The 21,407-nt window shown below is 71.3% G+C and carries 14 protein-coding genes; 8 read left to right on the top strand and 6 right to left on the bottom strand.

What is annotated here, in order from left to right; all coding sequences use genetic code 11:
- Positions 1 to 130 precede the first annotated feature (130 nt).
- Positions 131 to 1,252: a beta-ketoacyl-ACP synthase III gene (locus NX774_RS14390; protein WP_258822932.1), complete on the top strand. Its 1,122-nt coding sequence runs from the start codon at positions 131 to 133 to the stop codon at positions 1,250 to 1,252.
- Positions 1,253 to 1,376: 124 nt separating this feature from the next.
- On the opposite strand, the gene NX774_RS14385 is transcribed toward NX774_RS14390, so the two are convergent.
- From NX774_RS14385 to NX774_RS14365, 5 genes are all read right to left on the bottom strand, one after another.
- Positions 1,377 to 3,413, bottom strand: coding sequence for an NADPH-dependent 2,4-dienoyl-CoA reductase (locus NX774_RS14385; RefSeq protein ID WP_258822931.1), 2,037 nt, complete (start codon positions 3,411 to 3,413; stop codon positions 1,377 to 1,379).
- A 26-nt stretch (positions 3,414 to 3,439) separates the two neighbouring features.
- Positions 3,440 to 3,895, bottom strand: a complete 456-nt coding sequence (locus NX774_RS14380) for a hypothetical protein (protein ID WP_258822930.1) — start codon at positions 3,893 to 3,895, stop codon at positions 3,440 to 3,442.
- 10 nt (positions 3,896 to 3,905) lie between these two features.
- Complete coding sequence (locus tag NX774_RS14375; RefSeq protein WP_258822929.1) at positions 3,906 to 4,355, bottom strand: DUF2721 domain-containing protein; 450 nt, start codon at positions 4,353 to 4,355, stop codon at positions 3,906 to 3,908.
- Between the two features lie 90 nt (positions 4,356 to 4,445).
- The gene (gene pip, locus NX774_RS14370) at positions 4,446 to 5,402 is read right to left on the bottom strand and encodes a prolyl aminopeptidase (protein WP_258822928.1); all 957 of its coding nucleotides are present in this window, start codon (positions 5,400 to 5,402) and stop codon (positions 4,446 to 4,448) included.
- A gap of 49 nt (positions 5,403 to 5,451) precedes the next feature.
- On the bottom strand, positions 5,452 to 6,774 hold the full coding sequence (locus tag NX774_RS14365; RefSeq protein ID WP_258822927.1) for an amino acid deaminase: 1,323 nt from the start codon (positions 6,772 to 6,774) through the stop codon (positions 5,452 to 5,454).
- Between the two features lie 174 nt (positions 6,775 to 6,948).
- On the opposite strand from NX774_RS14365, the gene NX774_RS14360 reads away from it, so the two are divergent.
- From NX774_RS14360 to NX774_RS14330, 7 genes are all read left to right on the top strand, one after another.
- Positions 6,949 to 7,224 carry a Nif11 family protein gene (locus NX774_RS14360; RefSeq protein WP_258822926.1) on the top strand — a complete coding sequence of 92 codons (276 nt, stop codon included), beginning with the start codon at positions 6,949 to 6,951 and terminating at the stop codon, positions 7,222 to 7,224.
- Positions 7,225 to 7,283: 59 nt separating this feature from the next.
- Positions 7,284 to 7,565, top strand: coding sequence for a Nif11 family protein (locus NX774_RS14355; protein WP_258822925.1), 282 nt, complete (start codon positions 7,284 to 7,286; stop codon positions 7,563 to 7,565).
- Positions 7,566 to 7,693: 128 nt separating this feature from the next.
- Positions 7,694 to 8,485, top strand: coding sequence for an HlyD family efflux transporter periplasmic adaptor subunit (locus tag NX774_RS14350; RefSeq protein WP_258822924.1), 792 nt, complete (start codon positions 7,694 to 7,696; stop codon positions 8,483 to 8,485).
- A gap of 29 nt (positions 8,486 to 8,514) precedes the next feature.
- Complete coding sequence (locus NX774_RS14345; RefSeq protein ID WP_258822923.1) at positions 8,515 to 10,659, top strand: NHLP family bacteriocin export ABC transporter peptidase/permease/ATPase subunit; 2,145 nt, start codon at positions 8,515 to 8,517, stop codon at positions 10,657 to 10,659.
- Complete coding sequence (locus NX774_RS14340; RefSeq protein ID WP_258822922.1) at positions 10,659 to 13,313, top strand: NHLP bacteriocin export ABC transporter permease/ATPase subunit; 2,655 nt, start codon at positions 10,659 to 10,661, stop codon at positions 13,311 to 13,313. The genes NX774_RS14345 and NX774_RS14340 overlap by 1 nt, the downstream gene beginning before the upstream one ends.
- Before the next feature lie 15 nt (positions 13,314 to 13,328).
- Entirely contained in the window at positions 13,329 to 13,874 is a 546-nt protein-coding gene (locus NX774_RS14335; RefSeq protein ID WP_258822921.1) for a cyclic nucleotide-binding domain-containing protein, read from the top strand.
- A 3-nt stretch (positions 13,875 to 13,877) separates the two neighbouring features.
- Positions 13,878 to 17,078 (top strand): AMP-binding protein, encoded by a 3,201-nt coding sequence (locus NX774_RS14330; protein ID WP_258822920.1) that lies wholly within the window; start codon positions 13,878 to 13,880, stop codon positions 17,076 to 17,078.
- 4 nt (positions 17,079 to 17,082) lie between these two features.
- Here NX774_RS14330 and NX774_RS14325 read toward each other — a convergent pair whose 3' ends face one another.
- Positions 17,083 to 21,393, bottom strand: coding sequence for an ATP-binding cassette domain-containing protein (locus NX774_RS14325; protein ID WP_258822919.1), 4,311 nt, complete (start codon positions 21,391 to 21,393; stop codon positions 17,083 to 17,085).
- Between the last annotated feature and the right edge of the window lie 14 nt (positions 21,394 to 21,407).

The following is a 21,407-nucleotide window of genomic DNA, read 5'->3' as shown; positions in this document are numbered from 1 at the left end:
GGCGGGTTCTGCCCACCCTACGCCCCCTGCATGCCACCTGCGCCGGGCGATTCCCACGCCACGGCCGTTTGTGTAGAATCGACTCATCTGCCGGTAAAGCCCGGTTATCTTCACTGAAAGTTTCGCCAACATGAAATCTGTCGTCATCAGCGGCACCGGCCTGTTTACGCCTCCCTACTCCATCTCCAACGACGAGCTGGTTACGGCCTTCAACGCTTATGCCGAGCGCTTCAACGCCGACAACGCCGCGAGGATCGCGGCCGGCGAGGTCGCCGCCATCGAGCCGTCCAGCAGCGCGTTCATCGAAAAGGCATCGGGCATCAAATCCCGCTATGTGATGGAAAAGTCGGGCATCCTCGACCCCGCGCGCATGACGCCGCGCATTCCCGAGCGCGGCGACGACGAACTGTCGCTGCAGGCCGAGATGTGCGTGGCCGCCGCGCGCCAGGCGCTGGACCGCGCGGGCCGCACGCCGTCCGACATCGACATGGTGCTGGTGGCGTGCTCAAACATGCAGCGCGCCTACCCGGCGATGGCGGTGGAAGTGCAGGAGGCGCTGGGCATCGATGGCTACGGCTTCGACATGAACGTGGCCTGCTCGTCGGCCACCTTCGGCATCCAGACCGCAGCGGCGGCGGTGCAAAGCGGGCAGGCGCGCGCGGTGCTGGTGCTGAACCCCGAGATCACCAGCGGCCACCTGAACTTCCGCGACCGCGACAGCCATTTCATCTTTGGCGACGCGTGCACGGCGATGGTGATCGAGGCGGCGGACACGGCAACCAGCCACCACCAGTTCGAGATCGTGGAATCGAAGCTCAAGACCAAGTTCTCGAACAACATCCGCAACAACTTCGGCTTCATGAACCGCTTCGACGAAGCCGGCATCGGCCAGCCGGACAAGCTGTTCCGCCAGCAGGGCCGCAAGGTGTTCAAGGAAGTGTGCCCGATGGCGGCCGAGATGATCGCCGACACGGTCAAGGCCGCGGGCCTGCAACTGCCGCAGGTATCGCGCTACTGGCTGCACCAGGCGAACCTGAACATGAACCTGCTGATCGCGCGCACGCTGCTCGGGCGCGACGCCGAGCCGAACGAGGCGCCTGTCATTCTCGACACCTACGCCAACACCTCGTCGGCGGGGTCGATCATTGCGTTCCACAAGTACCAGGATGACATGCCGGCGGGGTCGTACGGGGTGATCTGCTCGTTTGGTGCGGGCTATTCGATCGGTTGCGTGGTGGTGCGCAAAAAATAAGCAACACGTCCCGTAGGGTGGGCGGGTTTCCCGCCCACGCGTTCAACTTCGGCATGCACTGCCACTGTGCCCGGGGAGCTGGACGCGTGGGCGGGGGACCCGCCCACCCTACGGAACCCCACGCTTACAAGCGCGCCGCCAGTTCGGCGCCCTCGCGGATCGCGCGCTTGGCGTCGAGCTCCGCCGCCAGCGCCGCGCCGCCGATCTTGTGAAAGCGCGGTCCGTGGTTCTGCTCCGCTAGCTCCGGCATCAGCTCGGCCAGGCTCTCCTGCCCCGCGCAAATCACCACGTTGTCCACCTCGAGCAGGCGGCGCTCGCCGCCCACCGTGATGTGCAGCCCGGCGTCGTCGATGCGGTCATACTGCACGCCAGCCATCATCCGCACGCCGTTGCGCACCAAGGTGGCCCGGTGCACCCAGCCGGAGGTCTTGCCCAACCCCGCGCCCGGCTTTGACGCCTTGCGCTGCATGAGCCAGACCTGGCGCAGTGGCGTGGCCTCTGCGGGCTTGACCAGGCCGCCCGGCTCGCGCACCGCCAGGTCCACGCCCCACTCCGCAGTCCACTCTTGAACCGGCACCGGCAGCGGATGCGAGGCATCGTGGAGCAGGTATTCGCTCAGGTCGAACCCGATGCCGCCCGCGCCAATGACGGCAACGCGCCGGCCCACCGGCTTCTTGTCGCGCAAAACGTCGAGGTAGGACAGCACCTTCGGATGCCCGATGCCCTCGATGCGCGGCATCCTCACCTTCACGCCGGTGGCGACGATCACCTCGTCGAAGCCGGCCTCCAGCAACTCGGCGCGCGTGACCCGGCGGCCCAGGCGCACATCCACGCCCGTCGTTTCGAGCTTGCGGCGGAAGTAGCGGATCGTCTCCGCAAACTCCTCCTTGCCCGGTATTTGCATGGCGATGTTGAACTGGCCGCCGATGCGCTCGGCCGCTTCGAACAGCGTCACCGCATGCCCGCGCTCGGCCGCCACCGTCGCGGCGGACAGCCCGGCGGGGCCGGCGCCGATGACCGCAATGCGCCGTGGCGCAGCCGTTTTCGTATAAACCAATTCGGTTTCGTGGCAGGCGCGCGGGTTGACCAGGCAGGTGGCGCGCTTGTTGGCGAAGGTGTGGTCCAGGCAGGCCTGGTTGCAGGCGATGCAGGTGTTGATTTCGTCGGCCCGGCCGCTGGCAGCCTTGGCCACGAAGTTTGGATCGGCGAGGAAGGGACGCGCCATCGACACCATGTCGGCGTCGCCGCGCGCGATGATGTCCTCGGCCACCTCGGGCATGTTGATGCGGTTCGATGCCACCACCGGGATCCGGACCTCGCGCCGCAGCCGCCCGGCCACGCTGGCAAACGCCGCGCGCGGCACCGAGGTGACGATGGTCGGCACCCGCGCCTCGTGCCAGCCGTAGCCGGTGTTGAGGATGGTGGCGCCGGCCTCCTGCAGCGCGCGCGCCACGGTGGCCACTTCTTCCCAGGTGTTGCCGCCCTCGACCAGGTCCAGCACCGACAGCCGGTACATGATGATGAAGTCCGGCCCCACCTTGTCGCGGATGCGCCGGACCACCTCGACGGCCAGGCGCATGCGGTTCTCGATCGGCCCGCCCCAGCGGTCCACGCGCTTGTTGGTGCGCGCGCACAGGAACTGGTTGAGCAGGTAGCCTTCGCTGCCCATCACCTCCACGCCGTCGTAGCCGGCCAGCCTGGCCAGCCGCGCGCTACGGGCATAGGCGCGGATCGTCTTTTCGATTCCGGCTTCGGTCAGTTCCCGCGGCTTGAAGGGCGAGATCGGCGACTTGATCTTTGAGGCCGACACCACGAACGGCTGGTAGCCGTAGCGCCCGGCGTGCAGCAGCTGCAGCAGGATCTTGCCGCCTTCCTCGTGCACGGCGCGGGTGACGCGCCGGTGGTTGAACACGTCGCCAATGAAGTTCATGGTGCCGCCCAGCGGCAGCAGCCAGCCCTCGCGGTTGGGCGAAATGCCGCCGGTGACGATCAGCCCCACGCCGCCGCGCGCGCGTTCGCGGTAGAACGCGGCCAGCTTGCCGTAGTGGTAGAAGCGGTCCTCAAGGCCCGTGTGCATCGAGCCCATGACCACCCGGTTCCTCAGGGTGGTGAAGCCCAGGTCGAGCGGTTCGAGCAGGTGCGGATAAGTTGTCGTGTTCATCACGCCATTAAAGCGTGATTTCGTCCTTACGCCAAGTGGCTCTCGCGGTCGCGCAGTTCGGCGAACTGCTCGATGCTGCCGATGCGGACCGTGACCGGGTTCAGGCTCGCGCCCGGCGTGAGCGAGCGCCAGGCGAATTGCCACTCCTGTTCCGGCGCCTCGGCGGCCGACTTGGTGAAGGCCGCGCCCAAGGGCGAGCGGTGGCCGTATTCGACCGCGCCGTCGATGCCGGCCCAGTTGGGAAGCGTGCGCTGCACCGCGCGGTGCAGGCGCTCGCCGAACTCCTCGGTGTTGTGGATCACCAGGCAGCAGTCGGCCGGCGCCAGCAGGTCGAACAGCTCCTTGTCCCACACCTTGGAAAAGGCGACGGTGAGGAACTGGCCGGACGGGACCAGCCGGAACTGGCCGGACTTGAGCGCGGCCTCGAGTTCGGCGCGGGTGCCGTAGCGATACAGGGTGGGTGGGCGTTGGTAGTCGTGCATGGTTCTCTCTTTAGCGCACCTGCTGTGGCAGGGTCGCGTTATGCCGTTCGCGCATGTGGCGCGCGGCGATGAAGATCTCGCGCAGCAGGTTCACGAAGCTGCTGATCAGCGCCAGCATGGCGAGCACGAAGAAGGCCGCAATGATCTGGTCAAGCGGCAGGTCGGCGGTATCGCTCAGGAACAGCATCGCGATCACCAGGCAGATCAACAGGCCGCAGGTTGTGCTGGACGTGATCGCGTAGTTGATCAGGTGCGAGCGCGTGTACAGCACCTCGAGCTCCTCGCTGTATTCCTCGTTGGGGCCGTTGCGCAGGCGGTCCTCCAGCAAACGCGTACGGTCGATGATACGCCCAAGGCGGTTGGCCAGCACGCCAAGCTTGGTGGCCACGCCCGTCAGCAGGAACACCGGCGCAATCGCCAACTGGATGATGTGGCCGACGTCGCTGATCTGAATATTCATTACGTCCCTTGGATTAATCGTAGCCCGGGCACATGTGCCCGGGGTTCATTGTTCGAACAGAGTTTACCAGCGCCACAGCCACTTTCGCGTTCAATCGAAGCGCCCGTTGCGCTTGAACTGTTCAGTGGCGGCGACCAGCGCGCGCGCAATGCCGGCCTCCAGCGCGCCGTGGCCGGCGTCGGGAATCATGCGCAGGCGCGAACCGGGCCAGGCATGGTACAGGCGCCAGGCCGACAGCGGCGGGCAGATCACGTCGTAGCGGCCCTGCACGATCACGGCCGGCAGGTGCGCGATGCGGTCGATGTTGCGCACCAGCTGGTCGTCCTCGAGGAAGCCGCCGTTGGCCATGTAGTGCGATTCGAGGCGGCCCACGCCCAGGTCGAGCGTGTCGGACGGCGATTCGTCCTCTTGCGGCAGCAGGAACACGCGGCGCCCCTCGAAGCGGCTCCAGGCGCGCGCGGCGGGCCAGTAGGTGTCGGGGTCGTCGCACAGCAGGCGCGCGCAATAGGCCTTGAGCAGGTCGCCGCGCTCGGCCTCGGGGATGGGCGCGATGAACTCGGCATAGAGCTCAGGATAGAACCACTGGACGCCGTGGATGAACCAGTCGATCTCGGCCCTGGTGCACAGGAAGATGCCGCGCAGGACGAAACCGAGGCAGCGGTCCGGATGGGCCTGCCCGTAGGCCAGCGCCAGCGTCGAGCCCCACGAGCCGCCGAACACCAGCCAGCGCTCGATGCCGAACATCTGGCGCAGGCGTTCGATGTCCTCGATCAGCAGCTGCGTGGTGTTGTTGCGCCACTCGCCCAGCGGGGTGGACTTGCCGGCGCCGCGCTGGTCGAACAGGATGATGCGGTAGGCGTGCGGGTCGAAAAAGCGGCGGTGCTGCGGCGACAGGCCCGCGCCCGGGCCGCCGTGCAGGAAGATGACCGGGATGCCGTTCGGGTTGCCGACCTCTTCCCAGTAGATGGTATGAACGTCGTCGACCGCCAGCATGCCGTGGCGGGCGGGCAGGATCGGCGGGAACAGCGAGGACGGCGTGACGGGCATGTGTGGCTCTCTTGTTAAGCGAGGGCCATTGTAGCGTACTGCCCGGCTTTCAGAAGAACGTGTTCAGTGCGAAACGCACCACGTAATCGTCGTCCACCGCCAGCAGCAGCGGCCACTTGTCGAAGGTCGTGCACGGGTGCGAAATGCCGCAGCCGACCAGGTCGCCAACGGCCAGGGTGTCGCACAGCGGATCGCCATCGGGCAGGCGCAGGTAGGCGTGCTGGTCGTTCATCTTGAAGATCTCGCAGCCGTCCGGCAGCGCGGCCGGCGTGCCGGGGCCGGGCCGGTGGTGCACCAGCGGGACCGGCAGGCCGTCGTCGTACGAGGCATCGCGCTTGCCCATGGTGAGGATGGCCAGGGTCGGCTCGGGGCGCGACTGCACCACGCTCCACACTTCCAGCGCCGGGCGCAGCGCGTCGCGCGCCGGGATGTCCTCGCGCAGGTTCAGCTGGGCCAGCAGGCGCTTGTACGAGCCGTGGTCGCTGGTCAGGTAGCAGCCGCTGCGCAGCACGGCGCGCACCGGCCGCGACAGCTTGCCCACGCCGGCAAAGCCGCGCGCCACCAGGTCGAAGTAGGCCGAGCCGCCCGCCGACAGCAGGATCTCGGGCATGCCGAACAGTCCTTCGTCGTCCGACTCGCGCACCAGGGCGACGATGCGGCCGACGAATTCGGACACCTCGCGCGCGTCGCGCTCGCGTTCGCCCGAGACGAGCAGGCCCTCGTAGCCTTCGAAGCCGGCCAGCTGCAGGCCGGGCGCGCCTTGCACGGCGCGCGCCACGGTCATCGCCTCGTCCAGCGTGCGGCAGCCGGCGCGCTTGCCGGGCAGCCCCAGCTCCACCAGCACCGGCAACTTGCGCGCGAGCGGGTGGCGCTCCACCGCTTCGGCCAGGCGCTCGACGCCGGCCAGCGAGTCGGCCAGCACGTAGCAGTCGAAATCGGGGTCTTCATGCATCAGCTGCAGCACGGCGTTGGTGTCGGCCCGCGCGACCAGCTGGTTGGCCAGCAGCACCCGGCGCACGCCGAAGCGGTGCGCGACCTGCACCTGGGTGGCGGTGGCCAGCGTGATGCCCCAGGCGCCATTGGCGAGCTGGGCGCCGAACAGCTGCGGGCTCATCGTGGTCTTGCCGTGCGGGGCGAGCGTGGCGCCGTGGCGCTCGCAGAAGCGGCGCATCCAGTCCAGGTTGTGCTTCAGGGCCGAGGTCTTGAGCAGCGCGACCGGAAAGCTGGTGTCGCCATGCAGCACGTTCCAGCCTTGCAGGCCAATGGCGCCCTGGCGCAGCGGGTCGGTGATCGGCAAACCCTTGACGCCGGGTTGCAGCAGTTGTTCTTCGAGGGCGGACAGGGCCAGGCCGCCGTGGGGCAAGGTAGTCATCGGGATCGTGTCCTTGGTTGGTCAGCGCATTGTAGCGTGCGGCCCGCCGTTCCCGCCGCCTGTATGCATGCGTTGCACATAAGCAAGAAATCAGCTAGCATGGAGGATAAGATTGATCTAAATGCAATAACGTCTGTACGCCAACCGCACTGCAATCATTCAAAAGGACCTGCCATGTCGATCCAAGCCGCGCAAGCTTTCCGCCAGCAAACCAATGCCTCGCCTGCCCTGCAGGCTGAAGTCCTGGGCCATGTCAGCAACGGCACCATCGATTACGCCGCACTGGCCGAACTGGGCCGCAAGCACGGCCACGTCTTCTCCGCGGAAGACGCGGTGGCGGTCCTGAGCGCGCCTTCGGACGAGCTGTCCGACTTTGAAATGGAACTGGTCTCGGGCGGCGCCATCATCCCGCCGCAGTACGCCAAACGCGACCGTCCGATGGGCGGCTGATCGCCGGCCAGCCATCGAATCGCGCATCCACGCATTTCATTCACCAGAAGGGAGTCCCCATGTCGATCCAGGCCGCACAAGCCTTCCGCCAGCAAACCAACGCCTCGGCCGCCCTGCAGGCGGAGGTGGCACGCCACGTCAGCAACGGCACCATCGATTACGCCGGACTGGCCGAACTGGGCCGCAAACACGGCCACGATTTTTCCGCCGAAGACGCGGTAGCGGTCCTGAGCGCGCCGGACGACGAGCTGTCCGACTTTGAAATGGAACTGGTCTCGGGCGGCATCTGCATGCCGCCGCAAAGGAAATTCGACCACCACAGCGGCATCGACCGCGGCTGAACCACGGCCAAGGTTCATGCAGGCTCGCTGCCGCCTTGCGGCGCGGCCTGCCAGTGTCAACCGCGCCCCGGCCACCGGGGCGCTGACTTTTCCCTGCCTGCCATCGCACCGGATTCGACTGCCAGCACATGGCTGAAAAGCGTTTTTTCCGCCAGGCCGCGCTCGACCGGCTGGCCTCTCCCGATCAACTGGACCGGCTGCTGCCCGTGGCCGAGCGCCGCGGCTGGCTTGCGCTGGCCCTGCTGGGCGTGCTCGGCGCCACGCTCATTGCGTGGGGCCTGGGCGCCTCGGTTCCCGTCACCCTGTCCGGCCCCGGCATCCTGACCGCCGGCGCGAGCCGCATCGTCACGCTGCCCGCCAGCGGCAACGGCCGGCTGCACGGGTTTTCCGTGGCGCCGGGCGACGGCGTGCGCCGCGGCCAACCGGTGGCCGAGATCACCCTTGCAACGGGCGAACACGCCGCGCAGGCGGCGCCGGCGGACGGCCGCGTGCTGGAACTGAAGCGCGCCGCTGGCGCCCCCGTGCGCGCCGGCGAGGCGCTGTTGTCGATCGAAGCGGGCGACCCGCAGCGCGTGGAAGGCTTGCTGTTCCTGCCCGCCGACCAGGGCAAACAGGTCAAGCCGGGCATGCCAGCGCTGCTCACGCCCGCAGGCGCGCGTGGCGCCGTGCGCGGCACCGTCAGCGCGGTGTCGCCGTATCCGCTCAGTAGCGAGGCGATCGGCGCCATGCTGGCCAACCAGTCGCTGGCGGCGGCGTTCGGCGCGCCGGTGCCACGCTACGCGGTGCGCATTGCGCTTGTCCCCGGTCCCGCTGCCGCACCGCTCACCAGCGGCACCCTGATCGACGCCGAGGTCACCCTGCGCCAGCGCCATCCCATCGAACTGGTGCTGCCCGGCCTGGACGCGCGGGCCGCGCGATGAGCAAGGCAGGGCCTGGCGCGGCAAGGCGCGTGAAGACCCCGACCGTGCTGCAGATGGAGGCGGTCGAATGCGGCGCGGCCGCGCTGGCGATCGTGCTCGCTCATTACGGCCGCTGGATCCCGCTGGAGGAATTGCGCATCGACTGCGGCGTGTCGCGCAACGGCAGCAAGGCCAGCAACCTGCTCAAGGCCGCGCGCCGCCACGGCATGGCCGCCAAAGGCTTCACCAAGGATGGGGTGGAAGCGCTGGCCGCGCTGCCGGTGCCATCGATCCTGCACTGGAACTTCAATCACTTCCTCGTCTTCGAAGGGATCGAGGATGGCCACGCCTGGCTGAACGACCCCGCCAGCGGGCCGCGCAAGGTCACGCTCGAGGAACTGGGCGAAAGCTTCACCGGCGTGGTGCTGGCGATGGAACCGGGGCCGGACTTCGTCGCGGCCGGCAGCCCCCCGTCGCTGCTGCGCGAGCTGGCCGCGTGGCTGCGCCATTCGCGCCAGGGCGTGGCGCTGGTGGCGCTGGCCAGCCTGCTGCTGGTGGTGCCCGGCATCGCCCTGCCCTTGTGCGCCAAGGTATTCGTCGACGAGATCCTGGTCGCGCGCGACGAGCGCTGGTTCGGCCCGCTGATGCTGGCGATGGCCACCGCGCTGGCCGGGCGCGCCCTCCTGACCTGGCTGCAGCAACGCTACCTGCTGCGGCTGGAGCTCAAGCTGGCCGTGGCCATGTCCACCCGCTTCCTGGCGCATGTGATGCGCCTGCCGCTCAACTTCTTCAGCCAGCGCCACCCCGGCGAGGTGGCCAGCCGGATCGGCGCATCGGAGCGCATTGCGCAACTGCTGTCAGGGTCGCTCGCCACCAGCTGCTTCAACCTGCTGGCGGTGGTGTTCTACGCGGCCGTGATGCTGGCCTACGATCTTCCGCTGGGCCTGTGCGTGCTCGCGCTGGTCGGGCTCAACCTGTGGTGCCTGCATGCGCTGGGGCGCCAGCGCGCCGACCTGTCGAACCGCCTGATCGGCGACCAGGGCAAGTTGAGCGCGGCCACCGTCGGCGCCATCGCCGGCATCGAAACCCTCAAGGCCGGCGGCACCGAGGACGTGGCCTTCGGACGCTGGGCCGGCTACCAGGCCGCCACCCTGCTCGGGCAGCAGGAGCTGGGGCGCCAGGGTGCGCTGCTGGCGGTGGCGCCCGGCCTGCTGGCCGCACTGACCGCGGCCATGGTGCTCGGCCTTGGCGGCCTGCGCGTCATCCACGGTGTGCTCACCATTGGCGACCTGGTCGCGTTCCAGCTGCTGCTGGCGGCGTTCAGCCAACCGGTGGCGCAGCTGGTGGGCATGGCCGCCAGCATCCAGTCGGTCAAGGGTTTGCTGACCCGCCTGTCGGACGTGTTCCACTATCCGGTGCCGCCGAGCGCGCCGGACGGCGAAGACGCCGAGCAGGAGGCAGCGTGGGCCGCCGGCCTGCAGGGCCGGCTGGAGCTGCGCAACGTCAGCTATGGCTACAGCCCGCTCGACCCGCCGCAGGTGCGCGACATTTCATTGACAGTGGCGCCGGGCGCACGCGTTGCGCTGGTGGGCGCGTCGGGCAGCGGCAAGAGCACGCTCGGACGCATTTGCTGCGGCCTGGTGCCGCCATCGTCGGGGCAGGTGCTACTGGACGGCCGAGCGCTCGATTCGCTGCCGGCGCGGGTGTTCGCCAGCGCCGTGGCCTACGTCGACCAGGAGGTCTTCCTGTTCCAGGGCAGCCTGCGCGACAACCTGACCCTGTGGGACGACTCGGTGCCCGACGCCGACCTGCATGCCGCGCTGGAGGACGCCTGCGTGGCCGCCGAAGTCGCGGCGCGCGAAGGTGGGCTGGACAGCGCCGTGGGCGAGGGCGGCGCCAACTGGAGCGGCGGCGAGCGCCAGCGCCTGGAAATCGCGCGCGCCCTGGTGCGCGACCCGGCGCTGCTGGTGCTCGACGAAGCCACTTCGGCGCTGGACACGGTGACCGAACAGGCGATCGACGCGGCGCTGCGCCGGCGCGGCTGTGCCTGCGTCATCATCGCCCACCGGCTGTCCACCTTGCGCGACTGCGACGAGATCATCGTGCTCAAGGGCGGGCAGGCGGTCGAGCGCGGCACGCACGAGCAGTTGCTGGCCCTGGGCGGCGAATACGCGGACCTGATTGCGGCAATGTGATGACGGCACACCACGACTTCCCCGGCCCGGTACGCTCCGCCAGCGCGGCCCACCCGCTCGACCTGACGGGCCGGCCGGCGCCGCTGTTCGTGCTGCGCGGCGCCATCAACGTGTTCGCGGAAGAGACCGGCGGGCGGCGCCGTTTCCTGTTCCAGTGCGCCACCGGCGAGCTGCTGTTCGGCCTGCCCGCCATCGGCGCGCGCCGCGTGCTCGGGCTGGCCGCGCTGGGCACCGAGGTCATCGAACTGGACGACGCCGGGCTGGACGCCGTGCCCGCGCAGCAGCGGCGCGCGCTGCTGGGCACCTGGTGCGCACACCTGGGCGCGCCCGACACCATTGCCGACAGCGTCGCGGCGCTGGCGCCGCTGCATGCCGCAGCCGCGCAACGCTTCGATGCCGCGCTTGCGGCCCAGGGCGCGGCGCGTGCCGGCCGCATCACGCGCAGCTGGCGCGACGGCATGCTGCGCTACCAGCAGGCCTTGGGTGCGCTCGCGCGCCTGGTGCGCGACGGCGGAGTGCCCGGCCAGCCGGTGCGGCCGAGCGAGGCGAGCGGCCCGAGTGCGGCGCCTGCCGCCCCGGCGCCGGCCCCCGTGCCGCAGGCAGGGCAACACGGCGCGGCGTTCGCCGCTTGCCACCGCGTGGCCGCCGCGCTCGGCATCGACCTGCAGAGCCCCGCGGGACTGCCGGCCGATGCCCCGCTGGACGAACTGCTCGCGCATGCCGGCATCCGCAGCCGCGCGGTGCTGCTGCGCGGCCAGTGGTGGCGCGCCGACAATGGCCCACTGATCGGCTTCGACCAGGCGCAACAAGCCTGCGCCCTGCTGCCGGGGCGCGGCGGCTACCGGCTGGTCGGCGCCGACGGCGTCGTGCAGAAAGTGGACGCCGCCAGCGCCGCCACCCTGGGCGCGCAGGCGCTCATGTTGTACCGGCCGCTGCCCGGCGGCGCGCTGGATGCCGGCGCCCTGCTGCGGTTCGGCGTGCGCGGCCTGGCGCCCGACCTCGGCTTGCTGCTGCTGGCGGGCCTGGCCGCTTCGGTGCTGGCGCTGATGGCGCCGGTGGCCACGGGCCTCCTGGTCAAGTCGGTCATCCCGCGTGCCGACCTTGGCGGCCAGTGGCAACTGGTGGGGCTGCTGGTGGCGGCGGCGCTGGGCGCGGCCGGATTCGAGCTGGTCAAGTCCTGGCTGCTGCTGCGCTGCGAATCGCGCGCGGACCTGGCCCTGCAGGCAGCGCTGTTCGACCGCCTGCTGCGCCTGCCGGTAGGTTTCTTCAGGAATTACACGGTGGGCGACCTGGCCAACCGCGCGCTGGGCGTGCAGGAAATCCGCAACCTACTGTCGCTGAGCGCGCTCGGCGCCATGCTGGGCGCGCTGTTTTCGCTGTCCAGCCTGGCCGCGATGTTCTATTACAGCGTGCCGCTGGCGCTCGCCGGCCTGGGGCCGGTGGCGCTGGTGCTGGCCCTGACCGTGTGGTCGGCCCGCAGCCAGTGGCGCCCCAAGGCGGAGCAGAGCCACCAGCGCGGCCTGGTCGAGGGGCTGGTCCTGCAATTCATCACCGGCATCGGCAAGCTGCGCGCGGCGGCGGCCGAACCGCGCGCGCTGGCCGCATGGGCGCGCATCTACCTGTCGCAGGCCGGGCGCTTTGCCACGTCGCGCCGCAGCACCCAGGTGCAAGAGCTGGTGCAGGCGTGCGCGCCGCCGCTGGCCAGCCTGCTGATCTTCGGCGCGATGCTCGTCCTGCTCCGGCGCGAGAGTGGCGTGGCCACCGGCGACCTGCTGGCGTTTAATGCCGCGTTCGGACAGTTGCTGGCTGCGGTCACCGCAATGGGCCTGGCCCTGAACGGCGCGGCGCGCGCGCTGTCGCCGTGGCGCCGCCTCAAGCCTCTGCTGCAGGCCGTGCCCGAAGACGCGGCCGGCAAGCGCCAGCCGGAGGCACTGCGCGGGGCGATCGCGTTCAACGGCGTGTCGTTCCGCTACGCGCCGCAAGGAAAACCGATCCTCCAGGACGTCTCGCTGCGCGTCGAGCCTGGCCAGTATGTCGCCATCGTCGGGCCGTCCGGCAGCGGCAAGTCGACGCTGCTGCGCCTGATGATGGGTTTCGAACAGCCGCAGGCGGGCACCATCGCCTTCGATGGCCAGCCGCTGGACCAGCTCGATACGGGGGCGCTGCGCCGCCGCATCGGCGTGGTGCTGCAGAACGGGCGCATCGCGTCGGGCAGCGTGTTCTCGAACATCGCCGGCAGCGCGCGCATCAGCCACGAACAGGCGATGGAGGCGGCGCGCCAGGTCGGCTTTGCCGACGAAATCGCCGCCATGCCGATGGGGCTACACACCGTGCTGCAGGATGGCGGCGGCACCCTGTCCGGTGGCCAGCGCCAGCGCCTGCTGCTGGCGCGCGCGCTGGCGCGCAAGCCCGCCGTGCTGCTGCTGGATGAAGCGACGAGCGCGCTGGACAACCGCACCCAGGCCATCCTGATGGACAGCCTGGCGCGCCTGGAACTGACCCGGGTGGTGGTGGCGCACCGGCTGTCCACGGTGATGTCAGCCGACCTGATCCTGGTGGTGCACAACGGCCGCATCGTGCAGCGCGGGACCTACCGGCAGCTGCTGGACGAAGACGGATTATTTGCCGAGCTGGCCCAGCGCCAGCTCTTATGATGGAAAGGAAGCCCGATGCGCAAGGCACTGTACATTTTTGGCCTGCTGGCCGACGCCGACGTTGAACTGATGGCCAGGCTGGGGCGCAAGCGCAAGCTGGCGCCCGGCCACGTGCTGATCAAGCAGGGACAAGTGCTCGACCGGCTCTACCTGCTGCTGGACGGCCACATGGAAGTGGACATCAGCGGCCTGGGCGTGGTGGCCAAGCTGTCCAGCGGCGAGATCCTGGGCGAGATGTCGTTCGTGGACAGCGCGCCAACGTCGGCGACCGTGCGCGCGCTCGACGAGGTGAGCCTGCTGGAACTGCGCAAGGACGAGCTGGAGGCGCGCTTTGCCAGCGACCCTGCGCTGGGCATGCGGTTCTTCAAGGCGATCTCGGTATTCCTGGCCGAGCGCATGCGCAGCACCATCGCGCGGCTGGGTTACGGCGGTGCGGCCAGCCTGGCATCGGAGGAGCTGCTGGAGGACGAACTGGACGAAGGCTTGCTGGACAACGTGGCGATCGCCGGCGAGCGCTTCAGCCGCCTGATGCGGCTCCTGGCCGACGCGCCGGAGGCCTGACCGATGCAACCCGGCCTGCTGGCCGGCGTGCGCCGCCTGGCGGCCGAGACGCCGGACCGGATCGCTCTCACCTTCCTCGACGACGATGGCGGCGCGCCGCGCACGCTCACTTTCGGCCAGATCGACAACGAATCCCGGCGCATCGCGCGGCGCCTGTTGCGCCACTGCCCGGATGCGCAGCGCGCGCTGGTGCTGCACCGCCCGGGACCCGAACTCGTCACCGCCCTGTGCGCGTGCTGGGTGGCGGGGATCACGCCGGTGCCCACCTATCCGCCCACCTACCGGCTCGGCTCGCGCGCAAGCGAACGGTTCGAGCGCCTGGTCGCCGACGCCGATGCCCAGCTGGCACTGGTGGACAGCGCCAGCCTGGCCCGGACTTGGCAGGCCGGCCACGGGGCCGGCGCGCTGCGCTGGCTGGCCACCGATGAAACCCATCCGGACGACGACGCCGGCGCACAAAGCCGGCCAGGCGCCGGCCCCGCACTGATCCAGTACACGTCCGGCTCCACCGGGTCGCCGCGCGGCGTCTGCCTGAGCCATGCCAACCTGGAGGCGAACCTGGCCACCATGGCCGAGCGCTTCGCCCTCCCGCCGAGCGCCTGCGTGGTGAGCTGGCTGCCGCCGTACCACGACATGGGTCTGATCGGCGGCATCCTGCCAATGCTGGCATTCGGCGTGCACCTGGTGCTGATGGCGCCGGCCCACTTCATCGCGCGCCCGCGGCGCTGGCTCGAAGCGATCAGCCGCTACCGCGCCACCCACAGCGGCGGCCCCAACTTCGCCTACGAGCTGTGCGCGCAAAAGCTCGCGCCGCAGGACCTCGCGGGACTGGACCTGTCGTCATGGCGTGTCGCGTTCTGCGGCGCCGAAACGGTGCGCGCGGCGAGCCTGCAGCGGTTCGCGGCCCTGGCCGCAAGCGCCGGCTTTTCCGCCGATGCGCTGGCGCCCTGCTACGGGCTGGCCGAATCGACCTTGCTGGTCAGCGCGCGCGCGCCCGGCACCGGCCTTGCCACCCATGCGCGCGACGAAGAAGGCGAAACGGCGCAGCAGCGGGTCTCGTGCGGCGCTCCCGGCCCCGGCGTGCGCGTTGCGATCGTCGATGAGCGCGGGCGCCGCTGCCCCGAGCGCAGCGTCGGCGAAATCTGGATCGCCGGCGCCCAGGTGGCGGCCGGTTACTGGCGGCAGGACCGGCTCAATGCCCAGGTATTCGGGCAGGTTCTGGAGGGCGATCCCGCAGCGTGGCTGCGCAGCGGCGACACCGGCTACCTGCATGACGGCGAACTGTACGTGACCGGCCGCATCAAGGACCTGATCATCCTGCGCGGCCGCAATTGCTACCCTGCCGACATCGAGCAGCTGGCCGGCGCCAGCCACCCGGCGCTGGACCCGCTGGCGGTGGCCGCGTTCAGCGACGAGGGCGCGCACGGCGAGCGGCTGGTGCTCGCATGCGAACTGCGGCGCGAGCGCCGCCGCGCCGACCAGCAGCAGGTCGCCAGGGCAATCCAGGCTGCGCTGGCGCAGGCGCTGGACGTGAGTGCCGACGAGATCGTGCTGCTGCTGCCGGGCGCGCTGCCGCGCACCACCAGCGGCAAGATCAGTCGCTCGGGCACACGCGACGCATGGCGCAGTGGCGAACTGGCGCTGGCGCCGGCGACACCGGCTCCGGCCCGCGCAGCCGGGCAGGCCGCCTTGCTGGACTGCGCCGCGCGGCTGGCCGGCTTCGATCCGGGCCAGGTCGACAGCGACTGGACGCTCGGCGAGCTCGGCATCGATTCGCTCAAGCGGGTCGAGCTGGCGATCACGCTCGAGCAGGAGCTGGGCCGCGCCATCAGCGTGGAGCAGTTGCGGCCCGACCTGCCGCTGCGCGAGCTGCAATGGCTGCTCGACGCCGCGCCCGGCGGGCCGGCCGACGCCGCTGGCGGCGCGGGGCAGGCGGCCGCGTACGCGCCCAGCCCGGTGCAACTGCGCTTGCTGGCCGCCGGCGTGGCCGACCCGAACGACTTCCTTGAAATCGTGTACCTGCGCGTGCCGGCGGCGCTCGACCTGGGCGCACTGGAGGCTGCGCTGGCGTGGCTGGTGCAGCGCCACCCTGCCCTGCGCCTGCGTTTCGAACGCGCTGGCGCGGCCGGATGGAGCGCGCGGCCGGACGGCGCGGGGATCGGCCTGGAGCGCCTCGACATGGCCACCGTGCCCGCCGGCGCGCGCGGCTGGCAAAACGCGGTGCTGCAACAGCTGCGTGCCGCGATCGACATCGAACGTGGCCACCTGGCCCATGCGGTCTGGCTCGACCGCGGCGCTGGCGAAACTGGGGTGCTCGCACTCGCGCTGCACCACCTGGCGATCGACGCGGTGTCGGTCGCGATCCTGCTGCGCGGCCTGCAGCACGCCTACGGGCAGGCGTGCCGGGGCACGCTGGCCCCGCCGGCTCCGGATGCGTTCCTGGACTGGCTTGGCGCGCGCCAGGCGCGCACCGCGACACCCGGCTGGGCCGAGGACGAACTGCGGTTCTGGCGCGCCGTCTGCGGCAGCGCCGGGCCGCCCGAGGCGCAGCCATGGCCGTTCGTGTTCGAGCACACGGCGCAGCAGCGCCTGGCGCCGCTGGCCAACCGGCGCTTTCTCGAACGCTTTGCCGATGGCCCGGCGCGCCATGACGCGCTGCTGGCCGCGTTTTGCCATGCCTGGTGCGGCGCCAGTGGCGACGCATCGGCGCTGGTGCTGCTGAACCAGCACGGCCGCAGCGGGGCCAGCGCCGCGGCGGTCGGCTGGCTGGTCGACTTCTACCCGGTTCGGGTGCACGCCGCTCCCTCCAGCCCGCAGCGCCAGTACGCGGTGGCACGCCAGGCCCATGCCGCGGTCGCGCCGCATGCCGCGGACTATGCCCTGCTGTGCCATGGCGCCGCAGCGCACGGAGAGGCCCAACGGCTGGCGCAGCCGGCCCTGGCGCTGGAATTTCGCGGTGCGGTCGATAACGGCTTCCGGCGCGACGGCGTGTTCACCTTCCTTGGCGCGACTCACCTGCCGGGTGCGTGGAACGAGGCGCGTGCGCGCAGCGGCAGCTTCCCCGTGCTTGAACTCAGTGCCGGCATGAGCGACGGAACCCTGGCATGGCACCTGTGCTACCTGCCCCACGCGCTGGACCGGGACAAGGCCGAGGCGATCGGCGCGGCAGTCGCGCGCTTCCTGGAGCGGCTGCTCGAGGACTGATCGTTCAGGCCAGGCGCGCCGCCAGCGCTGCCAGCAGGGCGGCGGCGAGCCAGCCGGGCCAGCGCGCCCGGCGCAGCAACAGCAGGGGACTGGTGTTGCTGCCCTCGCCCTGGAAGCGGCGCAGGGCCTGGTCGCGGAACAGGCCGCGCCGCATGGCCGGGGCCCCTGGCGCGGGCGCACCGGCCGGCGCTTCGATCGCCGGCTCGAACGGTGCCCGCCCTTCCTGCCCGGCGAGCGTGCCGAGCGCCGCGCGCACCGGCGCGCTGCCGGGTGCGCCACGCGCGGCCACCTTGCCATGCGCGAGCACCAGCACCTCGTCGGCACAAGCAAGGGCGCTGTCGCGATGGCTGACCAGAAGGCAGGTCACACCAAGCGCGCGGATGCGGCCCAGCAGCTCGGCCTGCATCTCGTCGGGCAGCGCGCTGGTCGCTTCGTCGAGGACCAGCAGGCGCGGTCGGCGCAGCAGGCAGCGCGCAATCAGCAAGCGCTGCAGCTGCCCGGTGGCCAGCCGTGCGCTGTCGACAATGGTCAGCACGCCCATCGGCATGCGCCGGACGTCGCGCGCCAGCACGGCCTGCTCGAGCGCCTGCCACACCGCGCCCAGCGGCCACGTGCCCATTCCCGCAAGCTGCCAGCGCAGCGGACCGGCCCCATTGAGAACCTCATCCTGCATCACCAGCCCGGTGGATTCGCGCAGCGCGGCCATGCCGGCCGCGCCGGGCGTCCTGCCGTCGACCAGCACCTGGCCGTGGCTCGCTGTCTCGAAGCCGAGCAATAGCCTGAGCAGGGTGGACTTGCCGCTGCCCGAGGCGCCGGCCAGCGCCGTGATGCGTCCTGGCGCGAGTTCGATCGACACGCCATCGAGCGCGCGATGCGGGCTGCCGGGATAGGTGAAACACAGGGCGTGCGCCTGCACGCGCGCAGGCCCTTGCGCAGCGTCCGCGGACGGGGCCGGGTCGCGCGGCGCACGCAGGAGCCTGTGCAGCGCGCGCCGCTCATCGAGCGCTGCGGCCCAGGCCAGGCCCGCCTGGCACAGGCGGCCGGCATGGACCAGCATGGACAACGCCAGGGCCGCGGTGGCAAGCCAGCGCGCGCCCGCAGGCGCTGCGGCCGGCGCCGCCAGTACCCAGGCCAGCAGCAGGCCCAGGGCGGCAAGCGGATAGCCGGCGCGCCACGCACTGGCCGCACGCAGGCGCCGCGCCAGGCCAACCGGCTGGCGCCACGGCATGCCGAGCCAGCGCCGCAAGGCGGCATCGGTACGGCCGGCGGCACGCAGCGAACCGACGTGGTGCAGCACATGCTGCAGGAACTGGGCCCGGCGCCTCAGCACACGCGGCCCCCGCACGCGCAACCGGGCCGGCCCCGCCGCCCAGGCCAGCGGCAGCATGGCCGCCAGCGCCAGCGCGGCCCACGCCGGCCACAGCGCCGGCCACAGCCAGGCCAGGCCGGCGCCTGTGGCCAGCAGCGAGCAGGCAGCTGTGGCCACGGGGGGCGCGCCGCGGCGGTCGTCCTGCAGCGCACGCAGCACGGCCGGCGCCGCGTCGGCGCCACTGGCCAGGCGCAGCGCGGTGTAGCGGCCGGATGCTGCCGGCGGCGGCACGCTATGCAGCGTCTGGCGCAGGGTAGCGTCAAGCGCGGCGTGATCGCGCCCCAGTACCCGCGCCAGCCGCACGCCGGCCTGCCATTGCCACAGCAAGGACGCGATGAGCGCGGCGGCGGCGGCCGGCCAGGCCAGCAGGGCAGCGGAACAAAGCGCCGCCACGCCCAGCACGGCATCGAGGGCGCAGGCGGCGAGCGTGCCGCCCCAGTCCCGGCGGCCGTGCCAACCGACGCGCGCCAGCAAGGCGGCCACGCTGCCCGGCACCGCCTTGCCTGCCCGCGGCATCGGCGCGTACGCTTCGTCGTCGAACGCGCACTCCGGCGCCGTGACAGGACGGCGCGCACCGGCGGCGTCGAACATGGCGTAGCCACGGCCCGGCCCGGCCACCAGCACGGCCGGCCGGCCGCTGGCGCGCTCGAACACCAGCAGCGGTCCGGGGTCCTCGCGCCACCAGCTGCGCGCGACCATGCGCACCGGACGCAGCCGCCATCCCTGCGCGCGCGCCAGCGCCAGCACGGCCTGCGCGCGCGTGGCGGCAGGCGCGGCCGGCTGTGCCCCGGCATCCCACGGCAGGCCGCAGCGCTCGGCCAGCTGGCGCAGGCAGTCGCGCAACTGGCCTGGCCCGGGCAGCGGCGGCGCAGGCTCGTCCGTCTCGTCCGGCGCGTCGTGAAAACCGGCGGCGCTGGCGGTGCGCGACGGCGCGGGCGCGGCGTCTTGCGCAAGCGTGCCATGCTCCAGTCGCAGCACGCGGTCGCAGGCGGCCAGCGTGGCGGGCCGGTGGCTGATCAGGATCACGCTACAGCCGCGCCGGCGCAGGTTCGACAGCAGGCTCGCCTCGAGCGCGCTGTCCAGGCCATCGGTGGCCTCGTCCAGGATCAGCAGGCGCGGCTCGCTCACCAGCGCGCGGGCAATCGCCAGGCGTTGGCGCTGTCCTCCGCTGAAATTGGCCGCGCGCGGCGCCACCCCGCTGTCCAGCCCACCGGGGCGCGATGCCACCAGCTCGCCCAGGCAGGCGTCGTCGAGCGCCTGGCGCAGCGTGGCCTCGCCGACGCCGTCCTGCCACAGGGTCAGGTTGGCGCGCACCGGGCCGGCAAAGAATGCCGGGAATTTGTCGACCCATGCGATCGCGTGCGCGCGCTGGCCAGGGTCGAGCGCACCTGGCGCGACGCCGCCGAATCGCAGCTCGCCCGACCAGGGCTGCGCCAGGCCGCACAGCAGCGCCGCCAAGGTCGATTTGCCGGCGCCGGACGCCCCCGTAAGGCCCACGATCTCGCCGGGCGCGACATCGAGCGACGCATCGTCCAGCACCGGGGCGCGGTTGCGCGCGTAACCGAACACGAGGTGGCGCGCCACCAGGGCCGGGACCGGCGCAAGCGCCACGTTCCCCGCGTGTGGTGGGGCCGCCGGCGGCGCTTGCGCGTCGTCTTGCAGCTGCACGATGACCCGCAGGTTGTGCAGGCAGGCCGGCAAGCGCGCCAGCCAGGGAAGCACCAGCGGCAGCGGCGCCGCCAGCAACAGCAGCGCCAGCACCTGCCCGGCGGGCGCCCCGGCGGCGTAGCGGGCCAGCAGCGCGACCAGGACCAGCAGGCATCCATGCTGCACCAGCCGGATCCGCAAGGCCCAGGACGCGAGCCACTGGCGCTGGCCGATGTCGGCCGCCAGCGCGCCGGCGCGTGCGGCCAGCGCTTCTTCGGCCTGGCCGCCGGTCCGGGTACTCTCGATGCCGTTGGCACTGTACGACGCGGTTTCCGGTGCCGGCGCCAGCAGCCGGTTCAGGCGCCAGCCTCCGCGCCCGCCCGCCGCCCACGCCAGCACGGCGGCAGCGCCCAGCACCGCGCACACGGCGGCCCCGAACGCCGGCGCCAGCCAGGCCAGCCCGGCCAGCAAGACCACCGTTTCCGCAAGCCGGGTCCAGGCCGGCAGCAGTTGCCGGCACACGGCGCCGCCCAGCGCCTGCGGCAGGCCCGCGATCGCCTGCAGGGCCGAGGGGAGCCGGTAGTCGAAAAACGATTGCGGCTGGCGCGCCATGCTCTCCACGAACCGGCGCTCCCCGTCCTCGCGAATGGCGCGCTCGGCGCGCTCGCGTGCCCCCGCTTGCAGCCAGGCGAGCAGCATGCGCAGTCCGGCCGCCGCCAGCGCGGCGCCGGCAACAGCCTGCGCGCCGCTCCCCGCGAACGCGGTCCAGGCCAATGCCAGCGGGGCCAGCGGCATGAGGATCGCGACCAGCGCGGCGGCCGCCAGCGGACGGCGGGCTTGTGGCGGCAGGCGCCCGGCGCAAGCGGCCAGCAGCCTGGGCGGCGGCGCGTTGCGTTCAAACTGCGGGGTGGGTGCGAGCGCGATCGCAATGCCGGTGAAACGCTCATCGAAGACTTCGCGCGGCAGCCGCTCTGGCCCGTACGACGGATCGTTCAGCAGCACCTCGGTCGCGCTGATCTCTTCCAGCACCGCGAAATGGATGAAGTCCAGGTGCACGATCAACGGCAGCCCGAGCGCTGCCAGCTCGCCCGGCTCCTTGCGCAGCACCCGCGCCGCCAGGCCGTAATGGCGGGCGGCACGCGCCATGTCCGCCGCGCTCAGGCAATCGCGCGAGATGCCCGTGACTTCGCGCAGCTCGGCCAGCGTGACCGAACGCCCGAAATAGCCGAGCATCGCGCCAAGCACGGCAATGCAACACTCGGTCTGCTGGGACTGGATGAAAAGAGGGGTGCGCGTCATGCCGATGATGCTGT

This window comes from Massilia agilis (assembly GCF_024756255.1).
GTDB classification, from domain to species: Bacteria; Pseudomonadota; Gammaproteobacteria; order Burkholderiales; family Burkholderiaceae_D; genus Telluria; species Telluria agilis.
Note: the sequence above shows the minus strand (reverse complement) of the source record. Positions and strands in the feature narration are given on the sequence as shown.